The sequence below is a fragment of the Neorhizobium sp. AL 9.2.2 genome (genome assembly GCF_013317225.1).
In the GTDB taxonomy this organism is placed as follows: domain Bacteria; phylum Pseudomonadota; class Alphaproteobacteria; order Rhizobiales; family Rhizobiaceae; genus Neorhizobium; species Neorhizobium soli.
The window spans coordinates 814,938-827,487 of sequence record NZ_JAALXU010000001.1 but is presented as its reverse complement, the minus strand read 5'-3'; the positions used below and the strand labels follow the sequence as shown (position 1 = coordinate 827,487).

Here is a 12,550-nt window from a genome sequence, read left to right as displayed (position 1 = left end):
GTGACGAAATGGCGGTGCGAGGGATAGTTCGGTGTATTCCTCGGCCTTTTCCGCTCTGTTGCGTCACGATGCGTATGCTAGTCGGAGGGAACCTGGCCCTGCGATGAAAAGAGTTATTTCAGCCCAAGGACTTGGGCTGGCTGGATTCCTGTGACGAGCACAGGAATGAGAGTGGCGGGGGCCCTGGAACTCTCATTTGCGCTTCTGCTGGAGAACGGCGGTGCCGAGCCTGGCGACGGCTTTCTTGAGCGCTTCGCTTTCGATCCCTTCCATCATGCCCTCCAGCCGTTTCGCCGCTTCGCCTTTGAGCGGCTGCAGCTTGCGCGGATGCTTGAAGGTCTGCGAAACCGGTTTCTGCACGATGCGGATCTGGCGCACAGCGGGAAAGCCGAAGAAGCCGTTGATGCGGGCGATCAGTTCGCCCTGGGCATGACCGAGGAACAGCGCGCGGGACCCTTCGCAGGCGATGGTGAGGACACCCGGCTGGTGGCCGCCCTCGCTATAGCCGTCGTTATAGCGCGACCAGGCGATTTTTTCGGGGCGGGTACAGTCGGCGAAATCCTCGCCGGCGATCTCATCCCAGGAGCCGAGCAGCGCGGTGGATATGCCGGCGCGGCGGGCCAGCACCGGATCGATGATGCCGTTCGCCACTTCGGAGATCTGCAGCGCGCCTTTGCGGCGGAACGGAGGTTTCGGAGCATTCATCGCTGGATAACTGGCCGCCTGAGGTTGTGCCGTCCTTGATGCCGGCGCATTGACGCATACCTATAGGCCATTCCAGCGGCAAACGGCAAACGATGCTCCAGACGCTTCCCAAGACGACGAATGCGATCCCTGCGCCGACCCATGCGGAACGGCTTCTGGCCTGGTACGACCGGCACCACCGCGAGCTGCCCTGGCGCATCAGCCCGACGGCTGCCAAAGCCGGGATCCGGCCCGACCCCTATCGCATATGGCTGTCGGAAGTGATGTTGCAGCAGACGACGGTGCAGGCGGTCAAACCGTATTTCGCGAAATTTCTCGAACGCTGGCCGAAGGTGACCGATCTTGCCGCGGCACCTTCCGACGACGTGATGGCGGCCTGGGCGGGGCTTGGCTACTATGCCCGCGCCCGCAACCTGAAGAAATGCGCCGAAGCGGTCGCAGCCGATCATGGCGGCGTGTTTCCCGATACGGAAGACGACCTGCGCGCCCTGCCCGGCATCGGCGACTATACGTCGGCCGCCGTTGCCGCGATCGCGTTCAACCGGCAATCGGCTGTGATGGACGGCAATGTCGAGCGAGTGATCTCGCGTCTCTATGCGATCGATGCGCCGCTGCCGGGGTCCAAGCCCGCCATGAAGGCGAAGGTCGTGGAGCTGACGCCATCAGACCGGCCGGGCGATTTTGCCCAGGCGATGATGGATCTCGGCGCGACGATCTGCACGCCGAAACGTCCCGCCTGCGCGCTCTGTCCGTTCCGGGACGACTGTCTGGCCTTGGCCGGCGACGACCCTGAGCGGTTTCCGGTGAAGGCCGCGAAGAAGGAAAAGCCGGTGCGGCAAGGCGCTGCCTTCGTGGCGGTGACGCCTGATGGCGAGGTGCTGCTTCGAAAGCGCATCGAGACCGGTCTTCTCGGCGGCATGACGGAAGTGCCGACGACGGCCTGGACCGCGCGGCTCGATGGCGGCACGACGATCGATCACGCGCCGATCCCGTCTGCCGACTGGCAGGCCTGTGGTACGGTCATTCACGTCTTCACCCATTTCGAGCTGCGGCTTTCGATTTTTCGCGCGAGGGTAACCAGGGTGGCTGTGGACAATGGCTGGTGGGAACCGGTGGAGAGCCTGGAGAACCAGGCCTTGCCGACCGTCATGAAAAAAGCAATCGTCCAGGCTATACCACTCGCCTTCGCAAAAGCTCCAAACTGACAGCAGGAAACATCCTCTATGGCGGCCAAGATTGATCACATCGTTTTCGACATCGGCAAGGTTCTGATCCACTACGATCCCAACCTTCCCTTTAGCCGGATCATTCCCGACGAGACCGAACGCAAGTGGTTCTTCGACAACGTCTGCACCCACGAATGGAACCTGGAACAGGACCGCGGCCGCAACTGGCATGAGGCCGAAGCGCTGCTGCTCGAACAGCATCCGGAACAGGAAGCCAATATCCGGGCCTTCCGCCAGCACTGGCACGAAATGGTGCCGCATGCCTATGACGGCTCCGTCGCCATCTTTGAAAGCCTGATCGAGAGCGGTCGCGACGTAACCATGCTCACCAACTTCGCCGCCGACACGTTCGTTGAAGCCCGCCGGAAATTCCCGTTTCTCGACAAGCCACGCGGCGTTACAGTGTCGGGCGAGATCGGCCTGATCAAGCCGGATGTGGCCATTTACGAAAAGCACGCCCGTGATTTCGGCCTCACCCCCGAAGCCTCGATCTTCATCGACGACAGCTATCCCAACGTCGAAGGCGCGCGGGCAGCGGGCTGGCACGCTGTGCATTTCACGGATCCGGAAACGCTGCGCAAGGATTTGAGGGATCACGGTATCGAGGTGTAAGGTTTGGGGGTGGTTGCCGGTATGCTGACAATATAAGTTCCCGGCCCACCCGCCTCGTTTTGCAATCGACCTCACGTTAAGACGGCACCCCTCATGGCAATACCATTCGCTCCCGTCGGCATTGATCACATCGTGTTTCTGATCGACGACATGAAACGCGCCCTCGCCTTCTACACTGACGTCCTAGGGTGCCGTCCTGGCTATTCCTATCCGGGACTGGGGATGGAGCAGGTGTGGTTCGGGTCGTCGTTGATCGTCTTGTGGGATGTAACTCACCCGGGCGGAACGAAAGCAGCGCCTCCGGTGACCGGTGGGCGCAATGTCGATCATGTCTGTCTTGCGACCAGCCCTTTCGACCATGACGAACTGCGTACGCATCTCGATAAGCACGGGGTCGAGATCGTCCAGGAAGCGTTTCATGGGGGTGCCCGGGGCATGGGGCACTCGTTCTACATCCATGACCCGTTTGGCAATAAGATCGAGATCAAGGGGCCTGCAGAATACCCGGATGGACGGCAGGCAACCTAGCCGGGTGATCGGCGGACGGGCCGAAACATTCGAATTCGGAGGTGTTCAGGGTTACTCTGGTCAGAGCCTGCGTCGTTGCGGCCCCGAAATCAGTGCATTTGCCCCATAAAAAAGATGACGCCCGGAGCCTTCAAACTCCGGGCGTCACATGATCCTCTTCCGGGACTAGAGGTACAAAACCGGAAGAGGAAGCTCGCGAGCTGACATGGGATCTGGTCCCGGGACTGGTGGCTCAGTCCGCTTTTGGCAGGCCGTTGCGAATGATGGTGCGAAGGTCGTCGATCGGTTTCAAGACGCCGGCCTCCTCGTAGTGCCAGAATGTCCAGCCGTTGCAGGCATCAAAGCCCTGAACCTTGGCGCCGAGGCGATGGATCGATCCGGCGTCGCCGTTCGAGGTCAGCGTGCCGTCGGCGCGGATGATGGCGCTGTGGCGGCGGCGGGCGTCGGTGAGGATCTGGCCGGGCTTGACGAGACCGCTTTCGACGAGCGCATTGAAGGCGACACGCGGTTCGGCGCGCTTGCCGGTCATGACCGTCAGTTCCGTCTTGCCGAGCGGTTCGACCGACGCGATGCGGGCGGATGCGGCGTCGATGTAATCCTGCTCGCGTTCGATGCCGACGAAATTGCGGCCGAGACGCTTGGCGACAGCACCCGTGGTGCCGGAACCGAAGAACGGGTCGAGCACGACATCGCCGGGCTTGGTGCAGGACATGATGATGCGGGCGAGCAGCGCTTCCGGCTTCTGGGTCGGATGAACCTTCTTGCCGTCGTCACCCTTCAGGCGTTCGCCGCCAGAGCAGATCGGAAACAGCCAGTCGGAGCGCATCTGCACGTCGTCGTTGGAGGCCTTCAAGGCTTCGTAATTGAACGTGTAGCCCTTGGCCTTGGCATCGCGGCTGGCCCAGATCATGGTCTCGTGGGCGTTCTGGAACCGGCGGCCTTTGAAGTTCGGCATCGGGTTGGTCTTGCGCCAGACGATATCGTTGAGGAGCCAGAAATTCAGGTCCTGCATGATCGCGCCGACGCGGAAGATGTTGTGGTAGGAACCGATCACCCAGATCGTGCCGTTCGGCTTCAGCACGCGGCGGCAGGCAAGCAGCCAGGCGCGGGTGAAGGCATCATAGACCTGGAAGGATGCAAACTGGTCCCAGTCGTCATCGACGGCATCGACCAGGCTCTGGTCGGGGCGATGCAGGGCGCCGCCGAGCTGCAGGTTGTATGGCGGATCGGCAAAGATCGCATCCACCGATTTATCCGGCAGCGCCTCGAGGGCTGCCACGCAATCGCCCTTGATGATGGAGTTCATCCAGGCGTGAGGACGGGCCTGTTTCTGGAGGTCGATCAAAGGAAGGACTGCGGCCATGAGACACTCGCTACGCTGTACTGGATACGAATTTACTGACTGTTATGGTTACTCATTTTGGTTACCAAAGACTGAAGCCGGTGGCCGGTTTCGGGAAAAAAGCAAAATGATGGAAAGCGGCGCGAAGATGCGCTAGGATACAACTCATGAGAAAAGCCGAGGGGCATGAGAAAAGCTGAGGCGATCGAGAAGCTGAGACGGCAGGCCGACGCGATCAGGGCGCTCGGCGCGACCTCGCTTTATCTGTTCGGCTCGGTTGCCCGCGACGAAGCCGGACCCGACAGCGATCTCGATCTGTTTATCGATTACGATGAGAGCAAGAAGTTCTCTCTTGTCGATCTTGTCGGGATCAAGCTGTTTCTCGAGGATGAACTCGCGGCCGACATCGATGTTACCACCCGCAACAGTCTGCATCCAAGGCTGAAGGACCGGATCGAAGCCGCTTCGGTGCAGGTGTTCTGATGGACCAATTTATCTGGGACGTCATCGCGCATGACCTACCGCCGCTCAAATCCGCGATGCTGGGTCTGCAGGAACGACTGAGCCGGGCGTAAAGGTCGCACCGCCCTTCCCGGCTCTTGCCTCATCCATTCCCATTTCCTATTCAGGCCCGAACCGGAACGGATAGGAGTGCCACCATGGAAAGCATCACCATTGCCCTGGTCCTGCTTCTCGCCGTGGTTCTGAGCGGTACGCTTGCGAGGCTTTCGCCGGTCGGCATTCCGCTGCCGCTGGTGCAGATCGCGCTTGGTGCCGCAATCGCCGGCGTGACGGGGTCTGCGGTGCAGCTCGATCCGGATTTCTTCTTTCTGCTGTTTCTGCCGCCGCTGCTGTTTCTCGATGGGTGGCGCATTCCCAAGGAAGGGCTGTTCCGCGACAAGGCGGTGATCCTGGAACTGGCGCTCGGGCTTGTCGTGTTCACGGTGATCCTGATCGGCTTTCTGGTCCACTGGATGATCCCGGCGATACCGCTTGCGGTCGCATTCGCGCTTGCCGCCATCCTGTCGCCAACCGATCCGATCGCCGTCTCGGCGATTGCCGCGCGGGTGCCGATACCTGGCCGGCTGATGCATATTCTGGAAGGCGAATCGCTGCTTAACGATGCGTCCGGCCTTGTGTGCATGCAGTTTGCGGTGGCCGCCGTGCTGACCGGTGTGTTCTCGCTGGCAGATGCGGTGGGCACATTCCTCTGGGTGGCGATCGGCGGCATCCTGATCGGCTTTGGCACCACATTCGTGGTCATGAAGGCGAAGTATTACGTGTCGCGCAAGCTGGGCGAAGAGCCCGGCGCGCAGATCCTGATCAGCCTGCTCATTCCGTTCGGCGCCTATCTTCTGGCCGAGCACCTGCATTGCTCCGGCATTCTGGCAGCGGTTGCGGCCGGCATCACCATGAGCTTTGCCGAATTGCGCGGCCAGACGATGGCTGCCACACGCATGCGGCGCTACGCGGTGTGGGATACGGTGCAGTTTGCGCTGAACGGCATCATCTTCGTGCTGCTGGGCGAACAGATGCCGGGCATCGTCTCGGGCGCCGCCCGGATCGTCACCGAGACGGGTCACCTCCACCCGATCTGGCTGATCGCCTATGTGGCGGTGATTACCACCGCACTCGCGGCCCTGCGGTTCGCCTGGGTGTGGGTATCCTTGCGCTTTACCCTGTATCGCGCCGCGCGTCGCGGAGAGGCGATCCGCAAGCCGCACTGGCGGCTTCTGGCTGCGATGTCGCTTGCCGGCGTGCGCGGTGCAATCACGCTTGCGGGTATCCTTACCCTGCCGCTTGCCATGAACGACGGCACATCGTTTCCGGCGCGCGATCTGGTGATATTCCTGGCAGCCGGCGTGATCATCCTGTCGCTGACGGCGGCCAGCATCGGCCTTCCCTATCTTCTCCAGAACCTCGAACTGCCGCCGGAACCTGACCACCTCCAGGAAGAGGATATTGCCCGGATTGCTGCAGCCGAAGCTGCGATCCGGATGATCGAGAAGTTGCAGCATGCGATGAGCGAAGGCCGCACCGACGCCGATCTTTACGGCGAGGTCGGAACGCGGCTGATGGAACTCTACCGGCAGCGGATCGAGGGCCGTTCCAAGCTCGGGGACGAGGCAGAGCTGTTGCGCAAGATGGAGGAGGTCGACAAGCGGTTCAGGCTAGCCGCCCTTCGCGCCGAACGCGACGAATTGTTCAGGCTCGGCCGCCGGCGCAAGATCTCCGAGGAGATTGCGCGCAAGCTCGTTCGCGAGATCGATCTTGCCGAGGCGCGCTACGGTTTCTGAGGCGCGCCGTTTTCTTGCCGCTTTGCCGGTAGAGGAAATCGCCCTCCGCATTGTTTCCGGCGCTTCCCTCGTGTAGATCGCCCTCACCTTCTTTCATCAAAGAGTATCCATCATGAGCGGCTTCGACCTCATCATCTTCGATTGCGACGGCGTGCTCGTCGATTCCGAAATCATCGCGGCGCAGGTCGAATCCCGGCTGCTGACGGAAGCGGGCTATCCGATCAGCGTCGAGGAAATGGGCGAGCGCTTTGCCGGCATGACCTGGAAGAACATTCTTTTGCAGGTGGAACAGGAAGCGGATATTCCGCTGTCGGCTTCGCTGCTCGACAAATCGGAAAAGCTGCTCGACCAGCGGCTGGAACGCAGCGTCAAGATCATCGAGGGCGTCAAGTTCGCACTGTCGCGGCTGACCACGCAGCGCTGCATCTGCTCGAATTCCTCGAGCCAGCGGCTGGACATGATGCTGACCAAGGTGGGGCTGAAGCCCTATTTCGAAAATCATATCTATTCCGCCAAGGACCTCGGTCCCGACCGGGTGAAGCCGAAGCCGGATATTTTTCTGCACGGGGCAAAGCAGTTCGGCGTCGAGCCTGACAGGTGCCTGGTGATCGAGGATTCCACCCATGGCATCCACGGCGCACGCACGGCCGGCATGCGGGTGGTGGGCTTTACCGGTGCATCGCATACCTATCCGAGCCATGCCGACCGGCTGACGGATGCCGGCGCCGAAACGGTGATTTCGCGCATGAGCGACCTGCCGGCGGTGATTGCCGCACTCGGTGAATGGGGCGGGATCTAATCTAGAACTGCACTGCGAGGCTGGCGCTGGCGGTATGGCTCGTCAGCGAATGGGCAAATTCGCCGGAATAGCTGAGCTTCAGCCGCGCGGATTTTGAGACCTGCGCCGTGACGGAGGCTTCGACGACGGCCGTGTCACGCGGCAAAGCCACGCCTTCCAGCATGAACGGACTGCCGCCGCTGGCAAAGGCGAGCCGGGATGCGGGCGTCAGGTCGCCCATTGCATGACGCCAGCCGAGCATGCCGGAGACGGTGAGCGGCAGGTCCTCGACCGGCATTTGCGCCGACCAGCGAAGGCCGAATGTGGAAAGGGCGATATTGTCGGTTTCGCCATTGCCGGTCAGAGCGGCCGCCCCGCCCTTTTCGCGAAAACCATCGGTGTCGAGATTGATATAGGCGAGGCTAGCGAAGGGCTGCAGCGTCACGGGACCGGACGTTGTCTTCCAGGACAGGTCTGTGAACAGCTGGCGGGTGGCGCCTCTGTAATCGGCTTGAAGATCATCCGTGAACGTGCCGAAGTCGACGCTGCGCGACGTGGAGATCCGGTTTTCCGAATAGACCGCGCCGGATGTGAGGGCAACGTCACCCCATTCTGCGGCGGCGTACAGCCCGGCATGATAGCTTTCCCAGTCCGCCTCGCTGCCAGCGGAAGCATTGCTGTAGCCGAACAATCCGCCAAGCCGCCAGTGATCGGAGGCCTGCCCGTCGAAGCCTGCGATCAATCCCGCCGCGTGGCTGTCGATGCCGGCCGCGTTGCCGTCGCTGCGCAATTGCCCAGTTGCTGCGATGCCCGTCGCCCAGAAGCTCGTCGCACCATCGGCCGATGAGCGGATCGGGACGGCACCGTTCACCCGGTCGACGATTGCGTCCCGGACGAGCCGGCTGTCGCTCAAAAGCTGGGTTTTCAACGAGGCGTGGATCTCGCCGCCAAGCTGCGAGAAGGCATCGCGAGCGCCATCGGCGTTTTGCTGGAGAACGCCGAGGAAAACGTCGTTTTCAGTTCCGAGCGACTGGACCGCTGTAGCTGTTGCGCGCGTATTGGCGGTGTTCGCGACGTCGGCGAAATCGACATCGTTGCGGTAGAGGCTCAGCGTCACATCGTCGGCGCCATAGGCAAGGATGGGCGACAGGAAGGCGAGATCGGTGGTGACGTCGTCGAATTCACCTGCGACGCTTTCGCCTGTGATGATCGTGTAGGCCGTAGCAGGTGAATAGGTGCCGCTGCCTGCGAGAACCTGGACCGTGCCGCCTTCGATCGTGACGGACCCGGTGGCGGCTAGGCTGTCGGACGTGCCGTCCGCTTGCGTTTCCACCTGATAGGTCGAGCCGGTCTCGAAGGTGACGTCGCCGTTGACGGCAAGCGTTGCGATACCCGGGCCGGGCGACAGCGTGCCGCCTGACCCGACGGTGAGGCCACCTATCTCGCCTGTGCCTGACAGCATGCCATCCGTGCCGATATCGATCGCGCCGCCGATCGTGCCGTCGTTGACGAGCACTCCTCCTGTCACCGTCGCATCGCCGCTGATCTCGCCCGTGTTGGAAAAGCGGCCACCGGTGTTGGTCAGCGAGGCGATGGTGCCGTCGTTGGATGAGGTTCCGGCGTTTGTGACATCGCCGGCGACCGCGCCGGAATTGTTGACGAAGCTGCCGGAAGCCGCGACATCCACGTCGGTGACGACGAAATTGTTGGTGACCGTGCCGCCTGTCACGGTGGTGCTTCCGGTGATTTCGCCGCCGTCGTTATTGGTGAAGGTGCCGCCGGTATTGGTGAGCGAGGCGATCGCGCCGGCGTTCGAGGCATTGCCCGAGTTGGAGACGTCGCCGGCCGTGGCACCTGAGTTGTTGACGAAGATCGCGGCCGCCGCGACATCGACCGTCGTCACCACGAAATTGTTGGTGAGCGTGCCGCCCTCGAGTGACGTTGCGCCTGAAATGGTGCCGTTGTTGGTAAAGCTGCCGCCGGTGTTGGCAAGCGATGCGACAGTGCCGGCATTGGACGCCGTGCCGGCGTTGGTGACGGCTTGCGCCGAAGCGCCTGTATTGTTGACGAAACTGGCGGTCTCAGCAACATCGACGTCGGTGACGACGAAGTTGTTGGTGACGGTGCCGCCCGAGACCACCGTATCGCCGGTGACCGTGCCGCCATCGTTGTTGGTGAAGGATCCGCCGGTATTGGTGAGCGAAGCGATCGTGCCGGCGTTGGAGGTCGTGCCCGCATTGGTGACGGCGCCGGCAGTAGCGCCGGAATTGTTGACGAACCGGGCCGTCGCTTCGACATCGACATCGGTAACGACGAAATTGTTGGTCATCTGCGCATCGCCGGACAGCGTCGTGCTGCCGTCTATCGTGCCGTCGTTGACGACTTCGCCACCCGAAGATGCAAGGTCACCGGAGAGCGTTCCCGAGTTACTGATGGAGCCGCCGGACATCGTGACGTCTGATGACAGCGTGCCGCTTTCCGAGATCTCCATGCGGCCCATGTCGAACAGGGTCGTGCCGCTCGTCGCTGTCAGGTCTGCTTCGACATGAAGCGTGCCGCCGGACACCGCGAGCGTATCGACGGCCGTGCCGGTTGACACCGTCGGGGCGCCGGAGCCGATCGAGGCTGCGTCCGATGGGCCTGGGGCATCCGGGGCCGTTGTCCAGTTTGCGCCGTTTGCGAAATCGTTGTCGGAGGCTCCGATCCAGACCGATTGCGCCGATGCGCCACCGGGCGCAAGCGCTGCCAGCGTGACGATAGCGGTGCAAAGCCGCAGACGCCGCTTCGCGTCCGCCACGATAGCTGGAGCAATCATCCCAAACCCTGTCTCGAATGGTCGCGGGCGACGCGCCCTTGACGATCTTCACATACTGGGTACGGATTTATGGTTAACCGAAGATTAAACGGGCGCCGTCAGCGCCCGACCGGAGTGGCCGCAGGCTTAGCTGCGGCGTGCGGGCTTCTTGCCGGGTGCGCCATTGTCGAAACCGACGCGGACGCGGGTGAAGCGCGATGCGCCGCCCTGCGCGTTCGGGATCTGCACATCCGCCTTCTGGAAGATGAACTGCGTGCCGCCGGCCGGAAGATCGACCGGATAGGCGACCTTTTGCGAGTAGATCGTGTTGTCGCCATCGACGACCTCGACCAGGATTGGCAGGGTCACGCGGCCCGGCGCACCGACAGGTCCGTCGACGAGGCGGCCCTGGACGACGACATTGATGGTCATCGTCGTTTCGTTTGCCGTGCACTGACGCGTCGCGTCGGCCAGCGATGCCTGGTAGACGAGCTTCTGCGGATCATCCTGACCGCCGCGTGCGTATTCCTGGCGTATCGCCGTCTGTTCGCGCAGAACGACCTGCGGGCAATAGGCCTGCACCACCGCCGGGGTTTCAGCCTGTGCCGTCGGCGCAAGGCCACCCGCCGTAGAGGACGAGTTGCAGCCGGCGAGCGCCGTCAGGAGGGATACCGTTACGAGACCATGGGAAATCTTGCCAAACACAATACTCAACCTTGTTCCATCCCTTTTGACCGGCTTGCCGCGCCAAACATGCTCATGGCGTAACGCAGCGCCGTTTTCCAGTCTTTCACCGCAGATTTCAATCGTCTATACCAGCGGCGCGAATAAAAATCGATTGGGGATTATCGGTCGTGGACTACATTTCTACCCGGGGCGAAGCGCCCGCTCTCGGCTTTCGTGATGCACTGCTGGCCGGCCTTGCCCGCGATGGCGGTCTTTACCTGCCGCGCCACTGGCCGCAGCTGTCCAAGCGGGACATCCGCAATCTGCGCGGAAAGTCCTATGCGGAAGTGGCTTTCGAGATCCTCAAGCACTTCGTCGACGGGGAAATTCCGGACGACAAGCTGAAGACCATGATCAACGAGGCCTATGCGACCTTCCGTCATCCGGCGGTGGTGCCGCTCGTGCAGACCGGCCCGAACGATTTCGTGCTCGAGCTTTTCCATGGCACGACGCTTGCCTTCAAGGATGTGGCGATGCAGCTGCTGGCGCGGCTTATGGATCATGTCCTGGCCGAGCGCGGCGAGCGCGCGACGATCGTCGGCGCCACATCGGGCGATACGGGCGGTGCGGCGATCGATGCCTTTGCCGGGCGCGATCGGACCGATATCTTCATCCTCTTTCCCGAAGGCAAGGTGTCGCCGGTGCAGCAGCGCCAGATGACCTCGTCGACCGCATCCAACGTGCATGCGGTGGCGCTCAAGGGCAATTTCGACGACTGCCAGAACATCGTGAAAGAGATGTTCAACGATGTCGCCTTCCGCGACCGGGTGAAGCTTTCGGGCGTCAACTCGATCAACTGGGCCCGCATCATGGCGCAGGTGGTCTATTACTTTACAGCTGCTGTTTCGCTCGGCGGACCGGATCGCAAGGTATCGTTCACGGTGCCGACAGGCAATTTCGGCGATATTTTTGCAGGCTACGTGGCCAAGAAAATGGGCCTGCCGATCGACCGGCTGGTGATCGCCACCAATGACAACGACATTCTTGCCCGCACGCTGAAGACCGGGCGCTACGAGATGCAGGGGGTGATGGCGACCACGTCGCCGTCGATGGATATCCAGATCTCGTCGAATTTCGAGCGGCTTCTGTTTGAAGCCTATGGCCGCGATCCGAGCGCCGTGCGCTCATCCATGGCGAGCCTGAAGCAATCGGGTGCGTTCGAAATCAAGCCGGAAGCGCTGAAGGCGATCAAGCGCGAATTCCGCGCCGGCCGCGCCACGCAGGAGCAGGTTGCCGAGACAATCCGTGAGACGCTGGAAGCCACCGGATACCTGCTCGACCCGCATACGGCGACCGGTGTTTTCGTGGCTCAGAAGAACGCGCGACCCGGCAGCCCGATGGTGACATTGGCCACGGCGCACCCCGCCAAATTCCCGGCGGCGGTAAAATCCGCTTGCGGAATTGATCCGGCACTTCCATCATGGCTCGCTGATCTGATGCACAGGGAGGAGCGCTTCGATACGCTGGACGCCGAGCTGAAGGCCGTTGAAACATTCATCGGCGACCACGCACGGGCAAACTGAGCCAGTTATCGGCAGTGCC

Annotated in this window: 11 protein-coding genes; 7 read left to right on the top strand and 4 right to left on the bottom strand. The window is 62.0% G+C overall.

Features of this window, described 5'->3' with window-relative positions; genetic code table 11:
• Positions 1-192: 192 nt before the first annotated feature.
• Positions 193-705 carry a DUF721 domain-containing protein gene (locus G6K99_RS03910; protein WP_174195767.1) on the bottom strand — a complete coding sequence of 171 codons (513 nt, stop codon included), beginning with the start codon at positions 703-705 and terminating at the stop codon, positions 193-195.
• 92 nt (positions 706-797) lie between these two features.
• Between G6K99_RS03910 and mutY the strand changes: the two genes are divergently transcribed.
• The 3 genes from mutY (at position 798) to G6K99_RS03895 (ending at position 3,071) form a co-directional block, all read left to right on the top strand.
• The gene (gene mutY / locus G6K99_RS03905) at positions 798-1,910 is read left to right on the top strand and encodes an A/G-specific adenine glycosylase (RefSeq protein ID WP_174195766.1); all 1,113 of its coding nucleotides are present in this window, start codon (positions 798-800) and stop codon (positions 1,908-1,910) included.
• 18 nt (positions 1,911-1,928) lie between these two features.
• Positions 1,929-2,543: an HAD family phosphatase gene (locus tag G6K99_RS03900; RefSeq protein ID WP_062453604.1), complete on the top strand. Its 615-nt coding sequence runs from the start codon at positions 1,929-1,931 to the stop codon at positions 2,541-2,543.
• Between the two features lie 93 nt (positions 2,544-2,636).
• Complete coding sequence (locus tag G6K99_RS03895; RefSeq protein WP_174195765.1) at positions 2,637-3,071, top strand: VOC family protein; 435 nt, start codon at positions 2,637-2,639, stop codon at positions 3,069-3,071.
• 232 nt (positions 3,072-3,303) lie between these two features.
• On the opposite strand, the gene G6K99_RS03890 is transcribed toward G6K99_RS03895, so the two are convergent.
• Positions 3,304-4,434 carry a site-specific DNA-methyltransferase gene (locus G6K99_RS03890; protein WP_113166743.1) on the bottom strand — a complete coding sequence of 377 codons (1,131 nt, stop codon included), beginning with the start codon at positions 4,432-4,434 and terminating at the stop codon, positions 3,304-3,306.
• A gap of 165 nt (positions 4,435-4,599) precedes the next feature.
• On the opposite strand from G6K99_RS03890, the gene G6K99_RS03885 reads away from it, so the two are divergent.
• The 3 genes from G6K99_RS03885 to G6K99_RS03875 all read left to right on the top strand — a co-directional run bounded on the left by G6K99_RS03885 (position 4,600) and on the right by G6K99_RS03875 (position 7,509).
• Complete coding sequence (locus G6K99_RS03885; protein WP_174195764.1) at positions 4,600-4,896, top strand: nucleotidyltransferase family protein; 297 nt, start codon at positions 4,600-4,602, stop codon at positions 4,894-4,896.
• Between the two features lie 176 nt (positions 4,897-5,072).
• Positions 5,073-6,710 (top strand): Na+/H+ antiporter, encoded by a 1,638-nt coding sequence (locus tag G6K99_RS03880; protein ID WP_174195763.1) that lies wholly within the window; start codon positions 5,073-5,075, stop codon positions 6,708-6,710.
• Positions 6,711-6,822: 112 nt separating this feature from the next.
• Positions 6,823-7,509 (top strand): HAD family hydrolase, encoded by a 687-nt coding sequence (locus G6K99_RS03875; RefSeq protein ID WP_113109610.1) that lies wholly within the window; start codon positions 6,823-6,825, stop codon positions 7,507-7,509.
• 1 nt (position 7,510) lies between these two features.
• Here G6K99_RS03875 and G6K99_RS03870 read toward each other — a convergent pair whose 3' ends face one another.
• Both G6K99_RS03870 and G6K99_RS03865 read right to left on the bottom strand, forming a co-directional pair.
• A complete protein-coding gene (locus G6K99_RS03870; protein ID WP_174195762.1) occupies positions 7,511-10,303 on the bottom strand; it encodes an autotransporter domain-containing protein in 2,793 nt (930 codons plus the stop codon).
• A gap of 126 nt (positions 10,304-10,429) precedes the next feature.
• Positions 10,430-10,987, bottom strand: coding sequence for a PilZ domain-containing protein (locus G6K99_RS03865; protein WP_174196039.1), 558 nt, complete (start codon positions 10,985-10,987; stop codon positions 10,430-10,432).
• A gap of 149 nt (positions 10,988-11,136) precedes the next feature.
• Between G6K99_RS03865 and thrC the strand changes: the two genes are divergently transcribed.
• Entirely contained in the window at positions 11,137-12,531 is a 1,395-nt protein-coding gene (thrC, locus tag G6K99_RS03860) for a threonine synthase (protein WP_062453612.1), read from the top strand.
• Positions 12,532-12,550: the final 19 nt, after the last annotated feature.

Coding starts and splice junctions, on each gene's coding strand:
- G6K99_RS03880 (WP_174195763.1), top strand. CDS start 5,073: ATGGAAAGCATCACCATTGCCCTGGTCCTGCTTCTCGCCGTGGTTCTG.
- G6K99_RS03910 (WP_174195767.1), bottom strand. CDS start 705: ATGAATGCTCCGAAACCTCCGTTCCGCCGCAAAGGCGCGCTGCAGATC.
- G6K99_RS03875 (WP_113109610.1), top strand. CDS start 6,823: ATGAGCGGCTTCGACCTCATCATCTTCGATTGCGACGGCGTGCTCGTC.
- G6K99_RS03885 (WP_174195764.1), top strand. CDS start 4,600: ATGAGAAAAGCTGAGGCGATCGAGAAGCTGAGACGGCAGGCCGACGCG.
- G6K99_RS03870 (WP_174195762.1), bottom strand. CDS start 10,303: ATGATTGCTCCAGCTATCGTGGCGGACGCGAAGCGGCGTCTGCGGCTT.
- G6K99_RS03895 (WP_174195765.1), top strand. CDS start 2,637: ATGGCAATACCATTCGCTCCCGTCGGCATTGATCACATCGTGTTTCTG.
- G6K99_RS03890 (WP_113166743.1), bottom strand. CDS start 4,434: ATGGCCGCAGTCCTTCCTTTGATCGACCTCCAGAAACAGGCCCGTCCT.
- mutY (WP_174195766.1), top strand. CDS start 798: ATGCTCCAGACGCTTCCCAAGACGACGAATGCGATCCCTGCGCCGACC.
- G6K99_RS03900 (WP_062453604.1), top strand. CDS start 1,929: ATGGCGGCCAAGATTGATCACATCGTTTTCGACATCGGCAAGGTTCTG.